24 protein-coding genes are annotated in these 23,001 nt (G+C 65.9%); 17 read left to right on the forward strand and 7 right to left on the reverse strand.

Annotated features, from left to right (window positions below; genetic code table 11):
- Positions 1-156: 156 nt before the first annotated feature.
- Complete coding sequence (locus ACFOMF_RS09785) at positions 157-2,124, reverse strand: DUF7844 domain-containing protein (protein ID WP_386364280.1); 1,968 nt, start codon at positions 2,122-2,124, stop codon at positions 157-159.
- Positions 2,125-2,135: 11 nt separating this feature from the next.
- Positions 2,136-2,456: a DUF2388 domain-containing protein gene (locus ACFOMF_RS09790; RefSeq protein WP_386364282.1), complete on the reverse strand. Its 321-nt coding sequence runs from the start codon at positions 2,454-2,456 to the stop codon at positions 2,136-2,138.
- A 452-nt stretch (positions 2,457-2,908) separates the two neighbouring features.
- Here ACFOMF_RS09790 and gspE point away from each other — a divergent pair, with 452 nt between their 5' ends.
- The 10 genes from gspE (at position 2,909) to trhP (ending at position 11,808) form a co-directional block, all read left to right on the forward strand.
- Positions 2,909-4,402: a type II secretion system ATPase GspE gene (gene gspE, locus ACFOMF_RS09795; RefSeq protein WP_386365783.1), complete on the forward strand. Its 1,494-nt coding sequence runs from the start codon at positions 2,909-2,911 to the stop codon at positions 4,400-4,402.
- Between the two features lie 66 nt (positions 4,403-4,468).
- A complete protein-coding gene (xcpS, locus tag ACFOMF_RS09800) occupies positions 4,469-5,677 on the forward strand; it encodes a GspF family T2SS innner membrane protein variant XcpS (RefSeq protein ID WP_386364284.1) in 1,209 nt (402 codons plus the stop codon).
- A gap of 6 nt (positions 5,678-5,683) precedes the next feature.
- Positions 5,684-6,112 carry a type II secretion system major pseudopilin GspG gene (gene gspG, locus ACFOMF_RS09805; RefSeq protein WP_386364286.1) on the forward strand — a complete coding sequence of 143 codons (429 nt, stop codon included), beginning with the start codon at positions 5,684-5,686 and terminating at the stop codon, positions 6,110-6,112.
- A 5-nt stretch (positions 6,113-6,117) separates the two neighbouring features.
- Positions 6,118-6,666 carry a type II secretion system minor pseudopilin GspH gene (gene gspH, locus ACFOMF_RS09810; RefSeq protein ID WP_386364288.1) on the forward strand — a complete coding sequence of 183 codons (549 nt, stop codon included), beginning with the start codon at positions 6,118-6,120 and terminating at the stop codon, positions 6,664-6,666.
- Positions 6,663-7,052, forward strand: a complete 390-nt coding sequence (gspI, locus tag ACFOMF_RS09815; protein ID WP_386364290.1) for a type II secretion system minor pseudopilin GspI — start codon at positions 6,663-6,665, stop codon at positions 7,050-7,052. Before gspH ends, gspI begins: the two co-directional genes overlap by 4 nt.
- Positions 7,052-7,735, forward strand: a complete 684-nt coding sequence (gspJ, locus tag ACFOMF_RS09820; protein ID WP_386364292.1) for a type II secretion system minor pseudopilin GspJ — start codon at positions 7,052-7,054, stop codon at positions 7,733-7,735. Before gspI ends, gspJ begins: the two co-directional genes overlap by 1 nt.
- Complete coding sequence (gene gspK / locus ACFOMF_RS09825; RefSeq protein WP_386364294.1) at positions 7,732-8,688, forward strand: type II secretion system minor pseudopilin GspK; 957 nt, start codon at positions 7,732-7,734, stop codon at positions 8,686-8,688. Before gspJ ends, gspK begins: the two co-directional genes overlap by 4 nt.
- A gap of 6 nt (positions 8,689-8,694) precedes the next feature.
- Complete coding sequence (gene gspL, locus ACFOMF_RS09830; protein WP_386364296.1) at positions 8,695-9,825, forward strand: type II secretion system protein GspL; 1,131 nt, start codon at positions 8,695-8,697, stop codon at positions 9,823-9,825.
- Positions 9,826-9,838: 13 nt separating this feature from the next.
- Entirely contained in the window at positions 9,839-10,342 is a 504-nt protein-coding gene (locus ACFOMF_RS09835) for a type II secretion system protein M (RefSeq protein ID WP_386364298.1), read from the forward strand.
- A gap of 104 nt (positions 10,343-10,446) precedes the next feature.
- Positions 10,447-11,808, forward strand: a complete 1,362-nt coding sequence (gene trhP / locus ACFOMF_RS09840; RefSeq protein ID WP_386364300.1) for a prephenate-dependent tRNA uridine(34) hydroxylase TrhP — start codon at positions 10,447-10,449, stop codon at positions 11,806-11,808.
- A 58-nt stretch (positions 11,809-11,866) separates the two neighbouring features.
- Here trhP and ACFOMF_RS09845 read toward each other — a convergent pair whose 3' ends face one another.
- The 3 genes from ACFOMF_RS09845 to ACFOMF_RS09855 are packed head-to-tail and all read right to left on the reverse strand — an operon-like array spanning position 11,867 to position 13,750.
- Positions 11,867-12,862 (reverse strand): LLM class flavin-dependent oxidoreductase, encoded by a 996-nt coding sequence (locus tag ACFOMF_RS09845; protein WP_386364302.1) that lies wholly within the window; start codon positions 12,860-12,862, stop codon positions 11,867-11,869.
- Between the two features lie 36 nt (positions 12,863-12,898).
- The gene (locus ACFOMF_RS09850; RefSeq protein WP_449342986.1) at positions 12,899-13,312 is read right to left on the reverse strand and encodes a PA0061/PA0062 family lipoprotein; all 414 of its coding nucleotides are present in this window, start codon (positions 13,310-13,312) and stop codon (positions 12,899-12,901) included.
- Positions 13,313-13,315: 3 nt separating this feature from the next.
- Positions 13,316-13,750 carry a PA0061/PA0062 family lipoprotein gene (locus ACFOMF_RS09855; protein ID WP_386364306.1) on the reverse strand — a complete coding sequence of 145 codons (435 nt, stop codon included), beginning with the start codon at positions 13,748-13,750 and terminating at the stop codon, positions 13,316-13,318.
- An 83-nt stretch (positions 13,751-13,833) separates the two neighbouring features.
- On the opposite strand from ACFOMF_RS09855, the gene ACFOMF_RS09860 reads away from it, so the two are divergent.
- The 3 genes from ACFOMF_RS09860 to ACFOMF_RS09870 all read left to right on the forward strand — a co-directional run bounded on the left by ACFOMF_RS09860 (position 13,834) and on the right by ACFOMF_RS09870 (position 16,955).
- Positions 13,834-14,895 carry an aminopeptidase gene (locus tag ACFOMF_RS09860; protein WP_386365785.1) on the forward strand — a complete coding sequence of 354 codons (1,062 nt, stop codon included), beginning with the start codon at positions 13,834-13,836 and terminating at the stop codon, positions 14,893-14,895.
- A gap of 159 nt (positions 14,896-15,054) precedes the next feature.
- The gene (locus ACFOMF_RS09865) at positions 15,055-16,221 is read left to right on the forward strand and encodes a hypothetical protein (RefSeq protein WP_386364308.1); all 1,167 of its coding nucleotides are present in this window, start codon (positions 15,055-15,057) and stop codon (positions 16,219-16,221) included.
- Positions 16,222-16,232: 11 nt separating this feature from the next.
- Positions 16,233-16,955: a ferritin-like domain-containing protein gene (locus ACFOMF_RS09870; protein ID WP_386364310.1), complete on the forward strand. Its 723-nt coding sequence runs from the start codon at positions 16,233-16,235 to the stop codon at positions 16,953-16,955.
- A gap of 113 nt (positions 16,956-17,068) precedes the next feature.
- Here the strand turns inward: ACFOMF_RS09870 and ACFOMF_RS09875 are convergent, their stop codons facing one another.
- Positions 17,069-17,632 carry a gamma carbonic anhydrase family protein gene (locus ACFOMF_RS09875; RefSeq protein WP_386364312.1) on the reverse strand — a complete coding sequence of 188 codons (564 nt, stop codon included), beginning with the start codon at positions 17,630-17,632 and terminating at the stop codon, positions 17,069-17,071.
- A 114-nt stretch (positions 17,633-17,746) separates the two neighbouring features.
- Between ACFOMF_RS09875 and prlC the strand changes: the two genes are divergently transcribed.
- Positions 17,747-19,795, forward strand: a complete 2,049-nt coding sequence (prlC, locus tag ACFOMF_RS09880) for an oligopeptidase A (protein ID WP_386364314.1) — start codon at positions 17,747-17,749, stop codon at positions 19,793-19,795.
- Complete coding sequence (locus tag ACFOMF_RS09885; RefSeq protein WP_386364316.1) at positions 19,792-20,052, forward strand: YheV family putative zinc ribbon protein; 261 nt, start codon at positions 19,792-19,794, stop codon at positions 20,050-20,052. Before prlC ends, ACFOMF_RS09885 begins: the two co-directional genes overlap by 4 nt.
- 23 nt (positions 20,053-20,075) lie before the next feature.
- Here ACFOMF_RS09885 and ACFOMF_RS09890 read toward each other — a convergent pair whose 3' ends face one another.
- Positions 20,076-21,215, reverse strand: a complete 1,140-nt coding sequence (locus ACFOMF_RS09890) for an acyltransferase family protein (RefSeq protein ID WP_386364317.1) — start codon at positions 21,213-21,215, stop codon at positions 20,076-20,078.
- Between the two features lie 352 nt (positions 21,216-21,567).
- On the opposite strand from ACFOMF_RS09890, the gene ACFOMF_RS09895 reads away from it, so the two are divergent.
- Both ACFOMF_RS09895 and ACFOMF_RS09900 read left to right on the forward strand, forming a co-directional pair.
- Complete coding sequence (locus tag ACFOMF_RS09895) at positions 21,568-22,629, forward strand: PA0069 family radical SAM protein (RefSeq protein WP_386364320.1); 1,062 nt, start codon at positions 21,568-21,570, stop codon at positions 22,627-22,629.
- A gap of 97 nt (positions 22,630-22,726) precedes the next feature.
- A complete protein-coding gene (locus ACFOMF_RS09900; protein ID WP_386364322.1) occupies positions 22,727-22,987 on the forward strand; it encodes a hypothetical protein in 261 nt (86 codons plus the stop codon).
- Positions 22,988-23,001: the final 14 nt, after the last annotated feature.

Consider the following 23,001-nt stretch of genomic DNA (forward strand, 5'->3'; position numbering starts at 1 on the left):
GCAACGTTCAACCCTTCCGGACCAGCGTAACGCTGGCGCAGCCCCCCGCTTGCTCTGCAGTCCGCGACTTCAGCAGGCTGTAGCCTGACGGCAGGGCCCACGGCGATGCCCAGGGCAAGGCGTTACCCTTTGTTGCCCAATGTCGGGCGTGCCCGGCTAAGGCAGTTGCAGGCCGCCCCGCTGACGGTGCAGCCCGCGCAGATGGCTTCCCAGGGCGGCCAGGTTGCTGTCGATCTGCTCGAGCTCCTCGCGCCGCGCGTCGCTCAGCAGGCTGCGTGCTTCCTCGTCGAGTACCTGGGCCAGTTGCTGCAACCGCGCCTGGCGCTCGCTGCTTCGGGTTTCCAGTCGCGCCCGTTCGGCCTGCTGGGGAATGCCGTAGCCCTCTCCTTCGAGCAGCTCGGCCGGTCGACTCAGATAACCGCTGTTCGCCAGGATGCCCTGCAGGGCTTCGTCGGCGCGGGCCAGGCGCTGGTCATCGGTGCCACGGCCGCTCAGGTAGCGCTGCTTGAGCTCGTCGCGGATCAGCAGCAGCTGGCGATGCCGAGCCGCCTGCTCCAGCAGCAGCAGGGCCGCACCGGCTTGCAGATCGGCCTGACCCATCCAGCGATGGCGGGCTTCTGCCGGTTGCGCCAGCCAGTCCTCGACCCGCGACTGGTCGATCGCCAGGCGCTTCTTCACGACCGAGAACATCGCCTCGTAGCGCTCGCGGTAGGAATCGAAGCGATAGCCCAGCCGCCGCGCCTGATCGGCGTCCTGCAGCGGCCCGTCGTCGGCCAGTCCGCGGCGGATCAGCAGGGTCAGCAGGCCATTGGGCAGGATGCTGTCGAGCGAGGCCAGCGCCGGCCGGTCGATGCCCGCGCGAAGCAGCTTGAGGGTTTCCACGGCACAGTTGTTGGTCAGGAAGTAGTACTGCCCGTCATAGCTCCAATGCAGTTCGACGCTGCGCTCGACCAGCGCCTGCAGTTCCTCGCGCGAGAGTTTCAGCGGCACCGAGGACAGCCCGCGCAGCTCGAGCTTGGTGTATTCGTCGATCACCTGGTCGAGCGGCAGGACGAACAGCCGCGAGGGGTATTCACCGGTCAGGCCGTCCCAGCTCGACAGTTGTACGTCGTCGATGAACGCGCGAAACGACAGCACCAGATGGTGCTGCAGGTCGAGCCGGCAGTCCGGCCCCGGCTCGACTCGCTCGGGCGCGCAGATCACCAGCCGCAGCATGCTGTGGCCCCAGCGGCTCATCATGTTCTGGTTGGCGTCGGCGAACAGGTAGTCCACCTCGTAGACCCGTCGGGGGTCGAGATTCGCCAGCGGCGTGCTGGCGAAATCGCGTCCGGCGTTGAGCACCGGCAGACGGGTCTCACAGGGCTTGGACGGAGGCTGCCAGCCGAAGTGTTCGGACAGGTGGCGATACAGTGCGGGCCGTCGACAGGCGAAGCTCGGATCGAGCAGGAAATATTCCATGTTTACCGCGACGTACTCACGCGGGCTGGCCAGCTCATAGGCGTCCGGGCTTCGGGCGACATGGCCGTTGTCGCGCTCGCGCGCACCGCGCTGGCCGACCTGCTGTGGCCAGCCGGCGAGATCCAGCAGTCGCGGGTCATCGCTGAGGGTGAAGCGCCGATCACTCTGGCCCCGGCAGTCATGGGACAGACCCGCCTGCCCGAGGCGCCTCGACTGCTGACGGCAGCGTGCCTGCAGAGCATGCTCGGGCGCCGTCCACAGCCGGGCGTGATCGTAGAGGTGCGTCAGCTCGTGCAGCACGGTGGCCAGCAGCTCCCGACGCAAGGTCCGGTGGGCACGGTCGGACGCTTCGTTCGCGGCGCGGCCATCGCTGAGCCTGGCGAGCAGCCGGCGGTTGAGCTGCAGACGATCTCCGCTGGCGCGGCCATAGACCGCCTCGGGCAGTCCTCCGCTCCAGCTCACACTCACCGAGCGGTCCAGACGCTGAGCAAAGGCAGGCGGCAACGCCAGCAACGCCTCATCCAGCAGTGCCTGGCTGGCCTCGCGCTCGGCCGCGGTCAGCGGCCCGACCAGCTCCAGGCGCAGCTCGGCGCGGGCTCCCAGGCTCAGGAGCGCCAGCACCAGGGCCGTGGCCAGCGAATATCGGCCACGGAGGAAAACGGCCATGCGAGGCCGCCTCAGAGCATCAGGATAGCCTCGGCCAGCGCGCCGTCATCGGCCTGCAGCTCGGGCAGCTTGCCGCGGATGTGCACCAGCGCCGCCTCGAGGAAGGCGCCACGCTGGGCACCCTCGCTGGCCACGTAGCGGGCTGCGTCGTCGCGGGCATCGAGCACTACCTTGTCGTCGCCGAACACTGCTGCCGTCGCTCGCGTGGTGGCATTGGTGATGTCTACGGTGCCGCGCACCAGCACATCGGTGGTGGCGACAAAGCTGGCAGCCGACAGCGGGCCGGCCAGCAACAGTGCAGCGGTGCCAAGGGCAAGCAGGGAAGTCTTCATGAAGGGGTACTCGTCGGGTTATTTCCCTGCAGACCGCCACGGCCCCGCTGCGTTCCGTCGCCGGCACGACGAAAGGAAGCCGCTCTGCGTGGCCGATACAGCTCCGGTCGACAGGCGCGGCGCCCCGGCCATCGGAATCAGCTTGCCTCTCCGCAGTGCTGTGCGAAACTTTTTTCGTGAACGCGGTCACAGATTGTTTGACTGGCACTCCCTCGACGAGTTGACCGTCGCGCCTGCACCGGCAGCGACGGCTTCCGCCGACACAGGATTGCAACATACGCCACCCTTAATGGTAGGCCTGCCGATCACCGGCAGCCTCCGCGCGGGCCCGCCTTTCTGGCGCTCATATTCTTCGCTTGTCCGGTGCCTGCTCGAGCAGGTGATCAGAGCAGTTCACCGCCAGGCCTTTTTGGCCGCTACGCTTGCAGAGAGACCCGATGCTTGAAACGGACATGACCGACAGCTATCCGATCGAGACCCCCGCGCCCCGCAGGTTGCCTTTCGCCTTTGCCCGCCGTCACGGTGTACTGCTCGTCGAGCAGGGGGGGCTGCGGCTCTGCGCCCGCGAAGGCGCGCCCTTCACCGCCCTGCAGGAAGCCCAGCGCCTGGCAGGAACCGCACTGCCGGTGAGCTGGGTGCCCGCTGCCGATTTCGAGCAGGCGCTGGGCATGGCCTACCAGCACGAGGGCTCCTCGGCGATGCTCATGGCAGAAGGCCTGGGCAACGACCTGGACCTCGCCAGCCTTGCCGAGCAGGTTCCCGAGACCGAGGACCTGCTGGAGCAGGAGGACGACGCGCCGATCATTCGCCTGATCAACGCCATCCTTGGCGAGGCGATCAACGAGAATGCGTCGGACATCCATATCGAAACCTTCGAGAAGCGCCTGGTGGTGCGCTTCCGGGTGGACGGCATCCTCCGCGAGATCGTCGAGCCCAAGCGCGAACTGGCCGCCCTGCTGGTATCGCGGATCAAGGTCATGGCGCGCCTGGATATCGCCGAGAAGCGCGTGCCGCAGGACGGCCGCATCTCCCTGCGCGTCGGCGGGCGCGAGGTGGACATCCGCGTCTCCACCCTGCCCTCGGCCAACGGCGAACGGGTGGTGTTGCGCCTGCTGGACAAGCAGGCCGGGCGCCTGACCCTCGGCCACTTGGGCATGAGCGATCGCGACCGGACACGCCTGGCCGATGCGCTGGTCAAGCCACACGGCATCATTCTCGTCACCGGCCCGACCGGCTCGGGCAAGACCACCACGCTGTATGCCGGGCTGACCACCCTCAATGACCGATCGCGGAACATCCTAACCGTCGAGGACCCGATCGAATATCACCTCGAAGGCATTGGCCAGACCCAGGTCAACACCAAGGTGGAGATGACCTTCGCCCGCGGTCTGCGCGCCATCCTCCGGCAGGATCCGGACGTGGTGATGGTGGGCGAGATCCGCGACCAGGAAACCGCGGACATGGCGGTGCAGGCCTCGCTCACCGGCCACCTGGTGCTCTCCACCCTGCACACCAACAGCGCCATCGGCTCGGTGACCCGCCTGGTGGACATGGGCGTGGAGCCCTTTCTGATCTCCTCCTCGTTGCTGGCGGTGCTCGCCCAGCGGCTGGTCCGGGTGCTCTGCCCCGACTGCCGCCGCCCCTATGTCGCCGACGCCGCCGAGTGCGCGCTGCTGGGCGTCGACCCGACCCAGCCGCCGACCCTGTTTCACGCCGAGGGCTGCGAGCATTGCCGCGGCCTGGGCTATCGCGGCCGGACCGGCATCTACGAACTGGTGCTGCTGGACGACCGACTGCGCAGCATGATCCACACCCGGGTCGCCGAGCAGGAGATGGCCCGCCACGCCCGCACCCTCGGCCCCGGCATCCGCGAGGACGGCATGCGCAAGGTCCGCGAGGGCGTGACCACCCTCGAAGAAGTCCTGCGCGTGACGCGGGAGGAATAGGTCCATGGCGTTCTCGCTTCCAGTCGCCGCTCGCGGGCGATCCCTTCTGCCTGAGGCGTTGCACTGATGGCCGCTTTCGAATACCGCGCCCTCGACCCCCGGGGCCGTGAACTCAAGGGCGTCATCGAGGCCGACAGTCCGCGCCAGGCGCGCCAGCAGCTGCGCGAGAAGCAGTGGGCGCCTCTCGACGTGAGGCCGGCCAAGGCACGCGAAGACAAGGGCAGCACTGGCTTCGGCCGCGGCCTCTCGGCGCGCGACCTGGCGCTGGTGACCCGTCAGCTGGCGACCCTGGTGCAGGCGGCGCTGCCCATCGAGGAAGCGCTGCGCGCCGCCGCGGCACAATCGAGCTCGCAGAAGATCAAGTCGATGCTGCTGGCGATCCGCGCCAAGGTGATGGAAGGCCACAGCCTGGCCGCGGCCTTGCGCGCCTATCCCTCGGCGTTCCCCGAGCTGTACCGCGCCACCGTGGCGGCCGGTGAGCATGCCGGGCATCTGGGGCCGGTTCTCGACCAGCTGGCCGACTACACCGACCAGCGCCAGCAGTCGCGGCAGAAGATCCAGCTGGCATTGCTCTACCCGGTGATCCTGATGGTCGCCTCGCTGGCGATCGTCGGCTTCCTGCTCGGTTTCGTGGTACCGGACGTGGTGCGGGTGTTCGTCGACTCCGGCCAGGCGCTGCCTGGCCTGACCGTCGCGCTGATCGCCGCCAGCGACCTGGTAAAGAATTGGGGCTGGCTGTTTCTGCTGCTGGCGGCCGGCGCCGTGCTGGGCTTTCGCCAGGCCCTGCGCGAACTGGGCTTCAAACGCCGCTGGCATGGCTTTCTGCTGCGCCTGCCGTTGGTCGGCCGGCTCAGCCGGGCGGCCAACACCGCGCGGTTCGCCTCGACCCTGGCCATTCTCACCAGGAGCGGCGTGCCGCTGGTGGAAGCGCTGGCGATCGCAGCGGCGGTCATCAGCAACCTGCGCATCCGCGACAAGGTGGTCGAGGCGGCGCAAAAGGTGCGCGAGGGCAGCAGCCTGACCCGCGCCCTGGAAGGCACCGGCGAGTTTCCGCCGATGATGCTGCACATGATCGCCAGCGGGGAAAAGTCCGGCGAACTGGAACAGATGCTCGCGCGTACGGCGCGGAACCAGGAAAACGACCTGGCCGCGCAGATCGCGTTGCTGGTGGGCCTGTTCGAGCCGTTCATGCTGGTGTTCATGGGCGCGGTGGTACTGGTGATCGTCATGGCGATCCTGATGCCCGTGCTCTCTCTCAATCAACTCGTAGGGTAGTAAACGATGAACGTGCGCAAACAGGGTGGCTTCACCCTCATCGAAATCATGGTGGTGGTGGTGATCCTCGGCATTCTTGCCGCACTGGTCGTGCCCCAGGTGATGAGCCGGCCGGACCAGGCCAAGGTGACCGTCGCCCAGGGCGACATCAAGGCCGTGGCCGCCGCGCTGGACATGTACCGGCTGGACAACTTCGCCTACCCCAGCACGCAGCAAGGCCTCGAAGCGCTGGTCACGCGCCCCGGCGGCAACCCGCAGCCAAAGAACTGGAACCCCGACGGCTACCTCAAGCGCCTGCCCAAGGACCCCTGGGGCAACGACTACCGCTACCTCGCGCCGGGTACCCGCGGTCCTTTCGACCTGTATTCGCTGGGTGCCGATGGCAAGGAAGGCGGCAGCGGCATGAACGCCGACATCGGTAACTGGGATCAGTGACCCCCATGGCAAAAGGCCGCGGAACCGGCGGGCCGGGCAGCGCCAGACGCGCCCGCGGCTTTACCCTGGTCGAGCTGCTGGTGGTGCTGGTGGTGATCGGCAGCCTGATCGGGCTGGCGGTGTTTTCCAGCGGCGGCGGCCAGGCGCGCGAGCTGCGCAGCGAGGCCCAGCGTCTGGCTGCGCTGATCGGCGTGCTGGCCGATGAAGCGGTACTGGACAACCGCGAGTACGGCCTGCTGCTCGACAGCCAGGGCTATCGGGTATTGAGCTACGATCCGGCGCAGGGCACCTGGCAAGCGACCGGGCACGAGCGTCGGCACAGCCTGCCGGATTGGGCGCGGCTGGAACTGCAGCTCGACGGCGCCGCGCTGCGCCTGACCGGCAGCAATCCACGCGAGCCGGCCGGCCTGCAACCGCAGCTGCTGTTGCTCTCCAGTGGCGAACTGTCGCCCTTCAGCCTGCGCCTGAGCGAGCGGCGCACGGCCGGCAGCGCCTGGCTGCTGGCCAGCGACGGCTTCGCACTGCCCCGCGCCGAACCGGTGGAGCGCCAGTGAGCCGCCGTCGCCCTGCAGGATTCACCCTGCTCGAGGTCATGGTCGCCCTGGCCATCTTCGCCACCGTCGCGGCTGCGGTGCTGACCGCCACCGGACGCGGGTTGAACAACGCCTCGCGGCTCACCGACCTCACCCTGGCCGGGTGGATCGCCGACAATCGCCTCACCGAGCTGCAACTGGCACGCCCGACGCCCACCCCCGGCCGCGAGACCCAGCAGCTGCACTACGCCGGCCGCCAGTGGCAGGTGGAAAGCGCGGTCGAAGCCAGCAGCGACCCCGGCATGCTGCGCGCGACAGTCTGGGTTGCCCTGGCGGAAGCGTCGGCGCGCACCGCACCCAATGAGCGCGCGCTGACCAGCCTCACCGGTTTCGTCGAGGTGCCCTGATGCCCCGCCAGGCCGGTTTCACCCTGCTCGAATTGCTGATCGCCATCGCCCTGTTCGCACTGCTGGGACTTGGCACCTATCGCATGCTTGACGCGGTGCTGCGCAGCGACGCCGCGACCCTGGAACAGGAGCAGGCGCTGCGCGAGCTCAGCCGCGCAGTCTGGGCGTTCGAGCGCGACATCCTGCATGCCTCGCCACGTCCGGTGCGAGATGGCTACGGCGAGGAGCAGGCGGCCTTTGTCGCCCGTCCCGACCGGCGTCCTGGCGACCCCCTGTTCGAGTTCACCCGCGGCGGCTGGCGCAACCCCACCGGGCTGGTCCGCTCGGACTACCAGCGGGTCGGCTGGCGGCTGAGCGGCGACCGCCTCGAGCGGCTCTACTGGGTGGTGCTCGACCGCGACGTCGGCAGCCAGCCGCGGGTGCAGTCGGTACTCAGCGGGGTGCGCGAATTGCAGGTGCGCTTCCAGGACGAGGAAGCGGCCTGGCATGAGGAGTGGCCGCCCTTCGACAACCAGCGCGGCGATCCCGAGGCCGCCTCCGAGCGCATGCCACGCGCCCTGCAGCTGAGCTTCGAGCATCCGCGCTACGGACGTATCGAGCGCCTGCTGCGGCTGCCCGACGGGCCCTTCCGCCAGCCGGCCGGCAACCCCTTCGAGGGTGTGCCCGAAGGAGTCCAGCCATGAACCGCCCGCAGCGCGGTGTGGCGCTGATCACCGTCTTGCTGGTGGTGGCCATCGTGACCGTGGTCAGCGCCGGGATGATCGCCCGCCAGCACCTGGCGATTCGCGCCAGCAGCAACCAGTTGCATGCGCAACAGGCGCTGCACTATGCCCTGGGCGGCGAGATCCTGGCCAAATCGCTATTGCAGCGTGACCGCGAAAACGACGCCCAGCGGCTGGTCGACCATCCCGGCGAAGCCTGGGCGCAGCCCCGGCCGCCGTTTCCGGTGGATCACGGTGAGATCCACCTGCACATCGAAGACCTGGCCGGGCGCTTCAACCTGAACAGCCTGATGCGCAGCCAGCAACCCAATGAGGCCGCCATTGCCCAGTTCCGCCGTCTGCTGGCGCGGCTGGACATCGAAGCGCCCTACCCCGAGCGTCTGCTGGACTGGCTGGACCCCGACCAGGACCCGAGCGGTGCCTACGGCGCCGAGGACAACGCCTACCTGCTGCTCGATCCGCCCTACCGCACCGGCGGCCGGCGCCTCTACGATGTTTCCGAGCTGCGCCTGCTGCTGGACATGACCGAAGAGCACTATCAGCGCCTGGCACCGCATGTCGCGGCACTTCCGGCAGACGTGGCGCTCAACCTCAACAGCGCCGGCGCGCTGGTGATCGCCAGCCTCGACGATGACATCAGCCTGGCCGCCGCCGAGGCCGCGGTGCGCGACCGCCCGGCCCGTGGCCATGCCCATATGGCGGCGTTCCTGGCCCAGCCGGCGCTGGCCGGCACCGAACTCAAGGGCACCGAGCTGGCGGTGAACAGTCAATTTTTTCAGGCGACCAGCGAAGTTCAGCTGGGCGATCGCCGGCAGGTGCTGGTCAGCCTGCTCAAACGCGAAACCGACGGTAGCGTGCGCGTGCTGCAACGCCACCTGGGCCAGCCGGCCCGCCTCTCCAGAGAAGGAAACTGAGCCTCCATGGACATGCTGTTCCTGCCCCCCGACACACCCAACCCGCTCGACGGCCAGACCCGCGTGTACTGGCAGCCCGGCGAGGGCACCGGCAGCTGGCAAGCGCTGGCCGAGTGCGCCAGCGACGCGCCCGTCGCACTGGTGCTTCCGGCCGAGGTGTGCAGCTTTTTCGCCGTGCAACTGCCGACCCGCAAGGCGCGCTGGATCGACCAGGCGCTGGCCTATGCGGTCGAGGAGCTGCTTGCCGAAAATGTCGACGAGTTGCACCTGGCGCGGGGCGAGCTGATGGAGGATGGACGTCATCGCGTAGTGGCGATCCGTCGCCGACTGCTGGCCGACTGGCTCGCCCAGCTGCAGGCACTGGAGCTGACCATCGGCGCCATTCATGCCGATGCCGACCTGTTGCCCCGCGATGGCCTGCAGCTGCTGTTTCTCGGTAACCGCGGCCTGCTCGGCGGCGGGCCCGAAGCGCGCCTGGCCTTTGCCGTGGCCAACTGGCCAGACTTGGCCAGGGGCTGCCCACCACCCCGCCAGGCCCATGGCAGCGCCGCCGAGGCACCCGAGCAGGTGGAGGAGTACCACCGCCTGGCCGATCCCTTCCGCTTTCTCGCCGACGGCCGAGTGGCGGCATTGGACCTGGCCCAGGGCGAATTTGCCGTGGGCCGGGACGGCGACGGCCTGGGTCGCTGGAAGCCGGTGCTGGCCCTGGCCGCCGTGCTGCTTGCCGTGCAGGTGGCGCTGACCCTCGGCCAGGCCTGGTACTTCGAGCGCCAGGGCGACGCCTTCGCCGAATCCAGCCGCGCGCTGTACCTCGAGCTGTTTCCCGAAGACCAGCGCATCGTCAACCTGCGGGCCCAGTTCGACCAGCACCTGTCTTTGGCCGCCACGCCCTCGGCCGACTTCCTGCGCCTGCTCGATCAGGCCGCCAACGCCGTCGCCAGCGGCACGCCGGTCACCATCCAGCAGCTGGAGTACGACGAACAGGGCGGCGCCCTGGCGATGCAGGTCAATGCGCCGGACTTCTCCGCGCTGGAGCAGTTTCGCCAGCGGCTGGGCGAAACCGGCCAGCCGGTGCAGCTTGGTTCGGCCAGCCGTGATGGCCTGGGCGTCAGCGCACGCGTAGTGATAGGAGGTTGACCCGATGCCCTTCATGCAACGTCTGACCGGTGGGCTCGCCCGCTCACCCCTGTGGCACCGCTGGCAAGGCCTGTCGCCGCGCGACCGGATGGCACTGCTGGCGCTCGGCGCCTTCGTCGGCCTGGTGGTGCTCTACCTGGCCATCTGGCAGCCCGCCCAGCGCTCGCTGGAAGAGGCGCGCGGCTATTACGCACAACAGCGCGACCTCTACCATTACATCGAACAGAACACCGAACTGGCACGGCAGATGTCCCGGGTCAGCCGACCGACCCTGGCCCCCGACCAGTTGCAGGGTCTGGTCACCGCCACCGCCCTGCAGCACGGGCTGACCGTGGAGAGCTTCGACAGTGCACGCAACGGCGGGCTTACCGTCAGCCTGCCGGAAGCCTCCAGCGCCGCGCTGCTCGACTGGATCGCCACCCTGCAGGCGCAGGGCGTGCGCCTCGACGAAGCCAGCCTGCAGCGGGTCGAGGACGGGGTGGTGACCAGCAACCTCACCCTGCGCACCGGCAGCTGAGGCCTACCCGGCGACCTTCCGACCGCCGAACCCCGGCCACCGCGCACGGGGCCGGCCAGACCGGGTAGAATCCCGACCTTTCCGTTTACCCCGCGAATCCTGCCATGACCGAATTGCTCTCCCCCGCCGGCACCCTGAAATCCATGCGCTACGCCTACGCCTATGGCGCAGATGCGGTGTACGCGGGCCAGCCGCGCTACAGCCTGCGGGTGCGCAACAACGAGTTCGATCACAAGCACCTGGCGCAGGGCATCGACGAGGCCCACGCGCTCGGCAAGCAGCTCTACGTGGTGGTCAACATCGCCCCGCACAACGCCAAGCTCAAGACCTTCATCAAGGACCTGCAGCCGGTGATCGAAATGGCTCCGGACGCGCTGATCATGTCAGATCCCGGGCTGATCATGATGGTTCGCGAGCATTTCCCCGAGATGAACATTCACCTCTCGGTGCAGGCCAACGCGGTCAACTGGGCCAGTGTCGAGTTCTGGCGGCGCCAGGGACTGACCCGGGCGATCCTCTCGCGGGAGCTGTCGATCGAGGAGATCGGCCAGATTCGCGAGCAAGTGCCAGGCATGGAGCTGGAGGTGTTCGTCCACGGTGCGCTGTGCATGGCCTACTCCGGGCGCTGCCTGCTGTCCGGCTACCTCAACCACCGCGACCCCAACCAGGGCAGCTGCACCAACGCCTGCCGCTGGGAGTACAAGACCCACGAGGGCAAGGAAGACGAGCTGGGCAACATCGTCCACGTCCACGAGCCGATCCCGGTCAGGCAGGTCTCACCTGACCGGGTCGACCCGACCCTGGGCGCCGGCGCGCCCACCGACAAGGTGATGCTGCTGGAGGAGTCCAAGCGCCCCGGCGAATACATGGAAGCCTTCGAGGACGAGCATGGCACCTACATCATGAACTCCAAGGACCTGCGCGCCGTGCAGCACGTGGAGAAGCTGGTGCAGATGGGCGTGCACTCGCTGAAGATCGAAGGTCGCACCAAGAGCCACTACTACGTCGCGCGCACCGCCCAGGTCTATCGGAAGGCCATCGACGACGCGGCGGCCGGCCGGCCGTTCGACAGGTCGCTGATGGACACCCTGGAATCCCTCGCCCATCGCGGCTACACCGAGGGCTTCCTGCGTCGCCACGTGCACGACGAATACCAGAACTACGAACGCGGCTATTCGCTGTCCGAGCGCCAGCAGTTCGTTGGCGAGCTCTCCGGTGAGCGCCGCGGCGGCCTGGCCGAGGTGATCGTCAAGAACCGCTTTGCCGTCGGCGACCGGCTGGAGCTGATGACCCCGCAGGGTAACCTCAGCTTCAACCTCGAAGCGCTGGAGAAGAAAACCGGCGAGCGCACCGACGTGGCTCCCGGCGACGGCCACCTCCTCTGGTTGCCGGTGCCGGAAAACGTCGACCTGTCCTACGCCCTGCTGATGCGCGAACTCGACGCGGGCAGCACCACGCGCGGCTAGAGACAGACCTTGCCAGGCGGGCCTGCGTTACCCTGGGGTGATGCCTGTCCCGCCAGATCTAGCGCAGGCCCGCGAGAATCTCGAAGGCCCGGTGCCGGTCCCCTGGCTCGTACAGGTCGCTGGTGAAGATGAGCTCGTCGACGCCCGTCTGCTCCAGCAACACCTCCAGCTGCCCGCGCACCTTGCCCGGTCCGCCCACCAGCGCCATGCCAAGGAAACTGCCCACGGCTTCCTGCTCGTGGGGCAACCAGCGCCCCTGCATGCTCTCCACCGGCGGGCGCAGCACCAGGCTCTGGCCGCGCAGCAGCGCCAGCACCCGCTGGTAGGCGGTGGTGGCAAGGTACTCGGCCCGCGCGTCGCTGTCGGCGGCGATCAGCGGCACGCCGAGCATCACGTAGGGCTGCTGCAGCGTCTCGGAAGGCGTGAAGTTTTCCCGATAGATGCGGATCGCGTCGTGCATGTAGCGTGGCGCGAAGTGCGAGGCGAAGGCGTAGGGCAGACCCTTCTGCGCCGCGAGCTGGGCGCTGAACAGGCTGGAGCCGAGCAGCCAGAGCACGACCCCGCTGTCCATCCCCGGCATGGCGATCACGCCCTGGTTGGGCTGGCGAGGACCGAGCAGGACCTGCAGTTCTTCCACATCGGAGGGAAAGTCGTCGGCACTGCCGAGGCGGTCGCGGCGCAGCGCACGGGCAGTGAAGGGATCGGCGCCCGGCGCCCGGCCCAGCCCCAGATCGATGCGTCCGGGGTACAGTGCATCGAGGGTGCCGAACTGCTCGGCTACCACCAAGGGAGAATGGTTGGGCAGCATCACCCCGCCGGCGCCGACGCGAATCCTCGAGGTGCCGCCCGCCAGATGGCCGATCAGCACCGCGGTGGCCGAGCTGGCGATACCGTCCATGTTGTGGTGTTCGGCCACCCAGAATCGCTCGAAGCCGAGCCCTTCCACATGGCGGGCCAGGGCCAGGGAGCTGTTCAGGGCCTGGGCGGCAGTGCCGTCATCACGCACGGGCGCAAGGTCAAGCACGGAAAAGCGCACATCATCGAGTCGGGACATCGGAATACTCGGCTGCAGGTTGACGGTCGGCGGCGCTCAATGGCAGCGGGCGACCTGGGCTTCGGCCAGCACCTGGCGGTTGTCATCATAGAGCCAGACCTGAGGCTGGTAGCCCAGCGCTCGTGCCTCGAGCAGGTAGCGCTGGCCTGGCTGGAAGCCGTCGTACACTAGCACCATGAGACAGTGCAGGTACTGGATGTCGCCGCCGAAACCAGCGCTACCGATTTCGAAGTCATAGCGTGTCTGCAGTTCATGTCGAGCCGACGGAAGCTGAAAATAACGCCCATCGGGCGTGCGTTGGCCATCGAGCCGGTCGGCCATGAACACGGCGCTGGGTGGTGTCACGCGCAACTCGACCCAGGCCTGTTCGGGTGAGGGGCTCGGCAGCACGCCCGCGCAACCGCTGAGAAGCAAAGGGCCGAGGAGCCCTGGCCAGACCCGCCAGGCCACGGTTCAGCCGCCAGCCAGGGTGCTGCCGCAGCCCTTCTCTTCGGCCTGGGCGATCAGGAAGTCCTGCTCGTCGTAGAGCTTGGCCCAAGGCCGGAAGCCGCGGCCACCGGCCACCAGCCGGTAGCGACTGCCGGCGTCGAAGCGGTCGTAGTGCAGCACCAGCCGGCAGTCGCGCTCCATGCCCTGGTCGCCACCCACGTTGGCCGGGCTGACCACGAAGCGATAATTCATGTCCAGCCGGCGACCGCCTGGCGCCACCTGGAAATAGCGGCCATCCTTGAGCGCCTGATGATCCACGGCCGCGGCCTCGAACGCGGCGTCCTGCTGCAGGGTCTGCAGGTCGATCCAGGCCTGCGCCGGGTCGTGGCGGGGCGGCGGCAGCAGGGTGGCACAACCTGTCAGGGAAAGGATCAGCAGACCGGGCAGCAGTCCACGCATGGGGGAGCTCCTTGAAATCGATGAACCGGCGCGGCGACACGACTTCGGCCAGCCAGCATGGGTTACGGCGCAAGGCCGTCGGCATGGACCTCGCCCGACTGCGACCGGTTCCGCTGCTGGCACTGCTCCTGCTGAACGGTTGTACAACCTATTATGGCCAGCTCGCCGGTGGCCATCTGCAGCTGATGAGCCAGCGTCAGCCGATCCAGGCGATTCTCGACGACAAGGCAGCCGATCCACAGCTGCAGGCGCGCCTGGCCCAGGCGCTCGGTGCACGCGCCTTTGCCAGCGGACACCTGGGCCTGCCGGACAACGACAGCTACCGTGCCTATGCCACCCTGTCACAGCCCTATGCGGTATGGAACCTGTTCGCCACCGAGGCGTATTCCCTGGAGCCGCACACCTGGTGCTTTCCGATTGCCGGCTGCGTCGCCTATCGCGGCTATTACCGGCAGGGCGCGGCCCGTGCCGAAGCCGCCCGGCTCGGTCATCGGGGCCTGGATACCCAGGTCATCGGCATCGAGGCCTATTCCACCCTCGGCTGGTTTGCCGATCCCCTGCTGAGCAGCATGCTGTACCGTGACGACGACGGACTCGCTGCGCTCATCTTCCACGAACTGGCACATCAACGGCTGTACCTTCCCGGCGATACCGAATTCAACGAATCCTATGCCACCTTCGTCGAGCGCGAAGGGCTGCGCCAGTGGCGGGCCCATCGGGGCCTGTCCGACCCGGACGAGACGCGCGCCCAGGCACAGCAGCAACTCATCGAACTGATGCTCGACGCCCGGGAGCGGCTGCGCCTTCTCTACGCGCAGCCGCTTGCAGAAGGCGAGATGCGGCAGCGCAAGCGTGAAGAGTTCAGCGCATTGCGCACCCGCTATCGCCAGCTGCGCGACGAAGCCTGGCAGGGACGTGGCTATTTCGACCACTGGTTCGCCAGACCACTGAACAATGCCAGCCTCCTGCCGTTCGGTCTTTACCATCGCTGGGTGGAAGCCTTTGCCGCCCTGTTCGAAGCGTCAGAGCGGGATTGGGTAGCGTTCCACCAAACGGTCGCACGTCTGGCGAGAAAACCACCCGACGAGCGGCGAACGCGACTTGAACGTCTGGAAAAACAACAAGCGGAGCGCTTAGCCCACTAAACTGGGCGGTATTAGCCTTAGCCCAGCGGGTTCCATCTAGTTCATCTATCAATCAAGGCGAATCGATAGCTGGAACCCGAGGGAATTGTCATCGCAGAGCCCCGGTCCCTTTCAGCAAGCTGTCCCTCACGGGACCGAATTTCCCACTGTGGAGGCGACATGGACATTTCCGGCATCCTGGATAACAAGGGCACTCCCCTCGACAAGCAGACGTTCACCTGGAGGGAGATGGCGGGCAAGCCCATCAGCAAGCTCGACGACGATGCTTTCACCCGGGTACGCGTCATTCTCATGAACGGCATCGAAACCGACGCCTTGCGCCTGAAGCACGGTATCGCCCGCTTCAACAAGGAACTGCGCCTGCCGCTGGCGGAGATCCGCCGCAGCGAGCAACATCAGGCCACTACGGTCAACTGGCTGCTCTCCGCTGACCATTCGCCACTGGAAACCACCGTGGCCTACGAGCAGGTGGCCATCGAAGTGACCGCGGCGGTCGCCCAGACCGAGCCCGATCCCTACCAGGCGCAGACCTACCGCTTCGGCCTGCTGGAAGATTTCGACCACCTCTACCGCTATTCGGCAATGCTCGACCGTCTCGAGGGCAAGGATGCGAACAACATCCTGCAGGGCTATACCGACATCATTCCCGGTCGGCCAACCTCGCAGCATCACCGCCATCCGGCTGACGACGTGCGCGATCACTATGATCGCCAGCACGCCGATCTCATCACCAAGATCCACGCGGCGATGATTACCGCCGCGGAATACCAGACCCACGACTACTACATGAATGTCGGCCCGCTGTTCGCCGACCCCCTGGCGCGCCAGCTGTACGCTGAAATCGCCTCGGTCGAGGAGCAGCATGTAACCCAGTACGGCTCCCTCACCGACCCGGGCGAAAGCCACATCGAGAAGTGGATCGTGCACGAAGCGATGGAGGTCTACGCCTACGCCAGCTGCGCCGATCAGGAAACCAACCCGCGCATCAAGGCGATCTGGGAGCGCTTCCTGGATTACGAACTGGGCCATTTCAACGTCGCCTGCGAAGCACTGAAGAAAATCGAGGGCCGCGACCCGGCCGAGATTCTCGGCGGGCCGCTGCCGAAGATGATCGAATTCAAGAGCCAGCGCGACTTCGTGCGCAAGGTGCTCTCCGCCGAGGTGGACCTGCGCGCCCACGGCATCGACTACGTCGACAAGTCGCAGGAAGCCGAGGGCTCGCTGGCCTACCGGAACGGCCTGCACGCCGACGGCATCGCCTCGGACATCGTCTCGGCCGGCTACCAGTGGGCGCCCGGCACCGAACTCATGCGCAAGGCTTCCTGAGGAGAACACACATGGCAGACGCAGCGAAACTGGGCACAAACTTCACCGGCGTACAGATGTCGCCAAAAGACTCCAAGAAGATGATGGAAGCCGCCAACCATTGGATGCCGGATGTACCCGGTGACCGCATGCGCATGCTCGAGGAGCGCACCCTGCGCAGCAACGAGGCGGATCGCATCGGTTCGGTGCCGGTGCCGGGCTCGGCCAAGGGCATGCTCAAGTCCACCTTCGACATGGTGCGCGGCAAGAGCCCCGAATTGCTGGTCGACAAGCTCGGCGAGCGGCTGGCCTACGAACGCAATGGCGTGCGCCTTTACGAGGCAATGATCGCCAAGGTCGGCGGCATGGAGAAGGCTGACCCGGCGATGGTGGGCGCCCTCCAGCAGATCCGTGACGAAGAGTACGAGCACATGCTCACCATTGCCCACGCCATCGAGAGCCTTGGCGCCGATCCGACCGCCCAGACTCCCTGCGCCGACGTGGTCGGGGTCATGGCCATGGGGATCGTGCAGGTGCTCAGCGATCCGCGCACCAACGTACCGCAGTGCCTGAACGCCCTGCTCACCGTGGAGCTGGCGGACAACGCCGCCTGGGAGCTGCTGATCGAACTGTCCGAAGCCGCCGGGCACAAGCAGATCGCCGACAGCTTCGTGCGCTGCAAGGTGCAGGAGGATGAACACCTGATCAAGATCAAGAGCATGATGCGGCGCGATCTTCTGAACGACGTGCAGTAAACGACTTGTGCGTGAGCTTTGCCGGCGACGCCCCTGGGCCCGCCGGTTTTTTTTGCCTGCGCCTGGCCGACAGCCGAGTCAGCGGCTACGCCTCCTCAAGCCTTGACCCTCCCTCAGGTCGACAGCGCCTGAGCCGCCTCCCAGCCACCGTGCTCCAGATAGCCCTCCTTGAGCCGCACATAGTTGTCCGCCGAATAACTGAAGAACCGACGCTCGTCATCGTTCAGCGGCCGAACCTGCTTGACCGGCCGGCCCACATAGAGAAAGCCGCTCTCCAGGGTCTTGCCCGGTGGCACCAGGCTACCGGCGCCGATCATCACTTCGTCCTCCACCACGGCACCGTCCATGACGATGCTGCCCATGCCCACCAACACCCGATTGCCGATGCGGCAACCGTGCAGGGTGACCTGATGGCCGACGGTCACTTCATCGCCGACGACCAGCGGATAGCCGTCGGGATTGAACGGCCCGGCATGGGTGATGTGCAGCACGCTGCCGTCCTGGATGCTGGTGCGCGAACCGATGCGAATGTGGTGCATGTCGCCGCGGATCACCGCCAGCGGCCAGACCGAGCAGTCGGCGCCTAACGCCACGTCGCCGATGATCACGGCGGACTCGTCGATGAAGGTGCGTTCGCCGATATCCGGCGTCATGTTGCGATAGTTGCGAATCGTCACGATAGAAACCCTCAAGCTGCGGTGGCGTGCATTTGTCTTTAAGATGGAACCACGAGCGCCTGCCATGCGTCCGCTGTGGTCAGACGTTGAACCGACTGAAAATCCAGGTGAACCGTGAGCGCGAATAATCCCCTGCTTCAAGATTTCGACCTTCCTCCCTATTCCGAGATCCGTCCCGAGCACGTCGAGCCGGCCGTGGACTGCATTCTCGCCGACAACCGCATCGCCCTGCAGGAACTGCTGACGCGTCCTGCCGACAGCCTGGACTGGGCAACCCTGGTGGTGGGTCTGGACGAGATGAACGAACGCCTGGCGCATGCCTGGGGTCCGGTGAGCCACCTCAACGCCGTGTGCAACAGCCCGGCCCTGCGCGACGCCTACCAGGCGTGCCTGCCCAAGCTTTCGGCCTACTGGACCGAGCTGGGCCAGAACCGTGGTCTCTTCGAAGCCTACCAGGCCCTGTCCGAGAGCCTCGGAGCGGCCGCATTTGATGTGGCCCAGCGGACCATCCTCGAGCATTCGCTGCGTGACTTCCGCCTGTCCGGTATCGACCTGCCTGCCGAACAACAGCAGCGCTTCGGCGCCATCCGCATGAAGCTCTCCGAGCTCGGCAGCCAGTTTTCCAACCAGGTGCTGGACGCCACCCAGGCCTGGACCAAGCACGTCACCGACGAAGCCGCCCTGTCCGGTCTCACCGATTCGGCCAAGGCGCAAATGGCCCATGCCGCCGAGGCCAAGGGACTCGACGGCTGGTTGATCACCCTCGAGTTTCCCAGCTACTACGCGGTGATGACCTATGCCGACGACCGCGAACTGCGACGCGAGCTGTACACCGCCTACTCCACCCGCGCCTCGGACCAGGGCCCCAACGCCGGGCAGTTCGACAACACCCCGGTGATGCAGGAAATCCTCGACCTGCGCCGCGAGCTGGCGCAACTGCTGGGTTTCTCAAGCTATGCCGAGCTGTCCCTGGCGACCAAGATGGCCGAGTCCACCGAGCAGGTGCTCGGCTTCCTGCACGATCTGGCCCGGCGCAGCAAGCCATTCGCCGAGAAGGACCTGGCCGAGCTGCGCGCCTTTGCCGCCGGGCAGGGCCTGGACGATCTGCAGAGCTGGGATGCCGGCTACTACGCGGAAAAGCTGCGCCAGAGCCGCTACAGCCTGAATCAGGAAGAGCTGCGTGCCTACTTCCCCATCGACAAGGTACTGTCGGGGCTGTTCTCCATGGTACAGAAGCTCTACGGCATCGAGATCTGCGAACTGGAGGAGTTCGACAGCTGGCACCCCGACGTGCGCCTGTTCGAGATTCGCGAGAATGGCGAGCACGTCGGACGCTTCTTCTTCGATCTCTACGCCCGCTCGCACAAGCGTGGCGGCGCCTGGATGGATGGCGCCCGCGACAAGCGCCGCGACAGCAGCGGTCGCCTGGTGAGCCCGGTGGCCAACCTGGTGTGCAATTTCACCCCGCCGGTAGGCGGCCAGCCCGCGCTGCTGACCCACGATGAGGTCACCACCCTGTTCCACGAGTTCGGCCACGGCCTGCATCATCTGCTGACCCGCGTCGAACACGCGGGGGTGTCCGGCATCAATGGCGTCGCCTGGGATGCCGTGGAACTGCCGAGCCAGTTCATGGAAAACTGGTGCTGGGAGCCCGAGGGCCTTGCACTGATCTCCGGCCACTACCAGACCGGCGAAGCCCTGCCCCAGGCGATGCTCGATCGCATGCTGGCGGCGCGCAACTTCCAGTCCGGCATGATGATGGTGCGCCAGCTGGAGTTCTCGCTGTTCGACTTCGAACTGCACGCCACCCATGGCGACGGCCGCAGCGTGTCGGAGGTGCTCGAAAGCGTGCGCGACGAGGTCTCGGTGATGCGTCCGCCGGCTGAAAACCGTTTTCCCAACAGCTTCTCGCACATCTTCGCGGGCGGATATGCGGCCGGTTACTACAGCTATAAATGGGCCGAGGTGCTCTCCTCCGACGCCTTCTCGCGTTTCGAGGAAGAGGGTGTGTTCAACCCGGAGACCGGACGCGCCTTCCGCGAGGCGATCCTTGCCCAGGGCGGCTCTCGCGAGCCCATGGTGCTGTTCGTCGAGTTCCGCGGTCGCGAGCCATCGATCGACCCACTGCTGCGCCACCTGGGCCTTTCCGAGGACGCCGCATGAGCCAGCCGAAGCGGTTCATCGCCGGGGCGGTCTGCCCGGCCTGCAGTGCCAATGACAGCGTCAGGATGTGGGACCTGGACGGCGTCCCACATCGGGAATGCGTCGCCTGTGGCTACGCCGACACGCTCAACGAACAAGGCCAGGCCGTGCCCCTGGAGCTCAACACCCGGGTCAACGGCGGCCAGCCCCGGCCGGCAGTTCCCGGCGTGCAGACCGTGCAGTTCTTCCCCAACCCCAAGCTGAAGAAGCCGGAATAACCGGCTCTTTTAGCTTCCTCCCGCTATTTTCTCACCAAGACCGCCACCCCCGGATGGTCTTGGTGGTCTTCGCTGCCAGCTCCTGTGTCATCGCTGTCTCCACGCGCGGGAGCGGCCTGTCCGGGGTCTGGCGCAGCAGCAAACAGTCGCTTGAGCTTGAGCGCTGGCGCTTCGACGTAATGCCATGAAAGTGCTGCCAGGACCAAGGTCGGCACGTAGGTCAGCAGCAGCAATTGCAGGATCGACACCCCGCTCCCGAGCATCAGCACCCAGGCTTGCATCAGAGGGAAATGCACGATGTAGATGCCGTAGGAAAAATCGCCGTACTTGCCAAAGCGCGACAGCCAGGGAATCGGCGCGTAGGCGAGATAGAGGACCACGTAGGGCATCGCCACGAAATACATGGGGTAGCCCAGTGGCGTGCGGAAGCTGAGCACCATGGCCAGCGCCAGCAGCAGTGCGATCCAGCCCTTCCAGAGCACCAGGTCACGGTAGAGATAGAACGCGGCGCCGATAAAGAACAGCAACCCCAGCTGAAAGAACTTGCCTACCGTGAACGAACTGATACCCAGGTAGGCGATCAGCCAGAACTCCCCAGCCGCCAATGCCGCCAGGGGGATGAAGATCAGGCCGCGCCTGAGAAAGCCGATCATGCCCAGCGCCGCCACGCCGACATACATGCTCGCCTCCATCGGTAGTGTCCACAGCGAACCGTTGACCACTCCGGTATAGGGATTGTCCAGATAAACCCCCGGAAGGTCATAACTCGTCATAAGCATGATGTTGCGGAGATACATCCATGTTCGCGTCTCACTGACGTATTCGGTCAGATTCAGCGTCGTCACCAGCGGCCCGACTAGAAATACGGTCAAGAGTATGGCTACGAACAGCGCTGGAAACAGACGAAGTGCGCGCTTGAGGAAATAACTAAATCTTGAACTACTATTCAGGTACGAGCCGGTAATTAGATAGCCGCTAATGACGAAGAACACCCCAACTGCTATCGCACCGCCATCTTCATAGCCTGTAGTCAGCAGAAAAGGCTCCATCTCTTCCAGTCCCAGCATGAAATAGCAATGAGAAACAATAACGACAGAGGCTGCGAAGAATCTCAGGAAATCAAAATTGTTTTCCCGCGAATGAAAGGAACCCGTAGGGCGCATATGTCCATACTCCATGCATGCAAGTGGCAGTAGTTTTTCCGTAAAGCATTCCGAACTGCGTTTCTCTTAGTTCCGGAAATTTCAGGAAAGATTCGGCCGCCGGTAAGAAGGCATCGAGTTCTTAAACTTTATTGTTATATGTAAGCTCGGCGTTATCTCATTGTGAAAAAGGCTTACAACTTACATCTTCGATCACTTACATCAGCCCAATTTTTGACGCCTGCCCAATCCGGACGCTGATAAAAACTAGGGTTTTCCTGAATTGGCACAAAGTCGTCACCGATCATCGGTGCTGGTCAATCTCTGCCGCTCTCATTACTGTGCATACATACAGCTTATGGAGCCGGCCGGCATGCGTCCCCCTATCACGCCCCGCGGACGCGGGACCGCACACAACCCACCCAACCGCTTCGCGCCGATCACTGGCGAGGCCTGTGACGACGGCTGGGAGCAGGAGGTCCCTGCGCCGTGCCTCACCGAGGTTCGTCTGGAACAGGCGAAAACGGTGATCAGCCGCAATCAGTCGCCGGATGTGGGCTTCGATCGCTCGATCAATCCCTATCGTGGCTGCGAACACGGCTGTATCTACTGTTTTGCGCGGCCGAGCCATGCCTACTGGGACCTGTCCCCCGGCCTCGATTTCGAGACCCGGCTGATCGCCAAGACCAATCTGGCCGAACGCCTGGAGGCCGAGTTGTCGAAGCCGGGCTATGTCCCTCAGCCCATCGCCCTTGGGGTCAACACCGACGCCTATCAGCCATTGGAGCGCGAGCAGCGCCTGACCCGCCAGGCGCTGGAGGTTCTGCTGCGTTTCCGGCATCCCGTGCACCTGATCACCAAGAGTGCCCTGGTGCTCAGGGATCTGGACCTGCTGGCTGCCCTGGCCGAGCAACGACTGGTGAGCGTCTCGGTCAGCCTCACCACGCTGGACGACGAACTCAAGCGGATCATGGAGCCTCGCGCCGCCTCGCCATCGGCCCGCCTGCGAACGCTGCGTACGCTGGACGACGCCGGCGTGCCGGTGAGCGTGATGTGCGCACCGATGATTCCGATGATCAACGATCGGGAACTGGAAGCGATGCTGGAGGCGGCCCGCGACGCGGGGGCGCGTTCGGCCGGCTACGTACTGCTGCGCCTGCCCCATGAAGTGGGACCCTTGTTCGAAGCCTGGCTCGCCGAGCATTTTGCGCAGCGCGCAGAGCATGTGATGAGCCTCGTTCGCCAATGCCGCGGCGGGGCCGACTACGACAGCCGCTTCGGCAGCCGCATGCGCGGCGAAGGCCCCTTCGCCGCGCTGCTGGCCCAACGCTTCCGCCTGGCCTGCAAACGCCTCGGCTATGGCCAGCGGCAGGAGGCGTTCGGCCTCGACTGCAGCCGCTTCGCCCCGCCCGGGCAACAGATGAGCCTGCTCTAGGGCAATGCGTAGACGGAACTAAGCACTGCCGGCACCGCACCAACCCTTGTCGCTGCCAGCCGGCGACGACACTCTCCGGCCTGTGAAGAGGATTGTCGTGGATTGGATCGATCTGCTCGAGTGGCCTGCCATGGTGGTCACCATCATCGCTGCCTGGATGATCGGCTCGTTGCGCCCGGCGCGGCGGATGATCGGTTTCTGGTGCTTTCTGTTGAGCAACGTGTTGTGGATCGCCTGGGGGCTGCAGGCAGACGCCTGGGGCCTGATCCTGGTGCAGGTGTTTCTCGCCGGAATGAACATTCGCGGGCTGCGCAAGAACGAGCACTCGCTGCACGAAAACGAGCAGGCGAAGGCATGAGCAAGCGCAACGGA

The sequence above is a fragment of the Stutzerimonas tarimensis genome (assembly GCF_042648805.1).
In the GTDB taxonomy this organism is placed as follows: Bacteria; Pseudomonadota; Gammaproteobacteria; order Pseudomonadales; family Pseudomonadaceae; genus Azomonas; species Azomonas tarimensis.

Coding starts and splice junctions, on each gene's coding strand:
- gspL (WP_386364296.1), top strand. CDS start 8,695: ATGGACATGCTGTTCCTGCCCCCCGACACACCCAACCCGCTCGACGGC.
- ACFOMF_RS09845 (WP_386364302.1), bottom strand. CDS start 12,862: ATGTCCCGACTCGATGATGTGCGCTTTTCCGTGCTTGACCTTGCGCCC.
- ACFOMF_RS09890 (WP_386364317.1), bottom strand. CDS start 21,215: ATGCGCCCTACGGGTTCCTTTCATTCGCGGGAAAACAATTTTGATTTC.
- ACFOMF_RS09790 (WP_386364282.1), bottom strand. CDS start 2,456: ATGAAGACTTCCCTGCTTGCCCTTGGCACCGCTGCACTGTTGCTGGCC.
- ACFOMF_RS09835 (WP_386364298.1), top strand. CDS start 9,839: ATGCAACGTCTGACCGGTGGGCTCGCCCGCTCACCCCTGTGGCACCGC.
- ACFOMF_RS09855 (WP_386364306.1), bottom strand. CDS start 13,750: ATGCGTGGACTGCTGCCCGGTCTGCTGATCCTTTCCCTGACAGGTTGT.
- gspG (WP_386364286.1), top strand. CDS start 5,684: ATGAACGTGCGCAAACAGGGTGGCTTCACCCTCATCGAAATCATGGTG.
- ACFOMF_RS09860 (WP_386365785.1), top strand. CDS start 13,834: ATGGACCTCGCCCGACTGCGACCGGTTCCGCTGCTGGCACTGCTCCTG.
- gspK (WP_386364294.1), top strand. CDS start 7,732: ATGAACCGCCCGCAGCGCGGTGTGGCGCTGATCACCGTCTTGCTGGTG.
- gspJ (WP_386364292.1), top strand. CDS start 7,052: ATGCCCCGCCAGGCCGGTTTCACCCTGCTCGAATTGCTGATCGCCATC.
- ACFOMF_RS09895 (WP_386364320.1), top strand. CDS start 21,568: ATGCGTCCCCCTATCACGCCCCGCGGACGCGGGACCGCACACAACCCA.
- xcpS (WP_386364284.1), top strand. CDS start 4,469: ATGGCCGCTTTCGAATACCGCGCCCTCGACCCCCGGGGCCGTGAACTC.
- ACFOMF_RS09870 (WP_386364310.1), top strand. CDS start 16,233: ATGGCAGACGCAGCGAAACTGGGCACAAACTTCACCGGCGTACAGATG.
- gspE (WP_386365783.1), top strand. CDS start 2,909: ATGACCGACAGCTATCCGATCGAGACCCCCGCGCCCCGCAGGTTGCCT.
- ACFOMF_RS09865 (WP_386364308.1), top strand. CDS start 15,055: ATGGACATTTCCGGCATCCTGGATAACAAGGGCACTCCCCTCGACAAG.
- ACFOMF_RS09785 (WP_386364280.1), bottom strand. CDS start 2,124: ATGGCCGTTTTCCTCCGTGGCCGATATTCGCTGGCCACGGCCCTGGTG.
- trhP (WP_386364300.1), top strand. CDS start 10,447: ATGACCGAATTGCTCTCCCCCGCCGGCACCCTGAAATCCATGCGCTAC.
- ACFOMF_RS09885 (WP_386364316.1), top strand. CDS start 19,792: ATGAGCCAGCCGAAGCGGTTCATCGCCGGGGCGGTCTGCCCGGCCTGC.
- gspH (WP_386364288.1), top strand. CDS start 6,118: ATGGCAAAAGGCCGCGGAACCGGCGGGCCGGGCAGCGCCAGACGCGCC.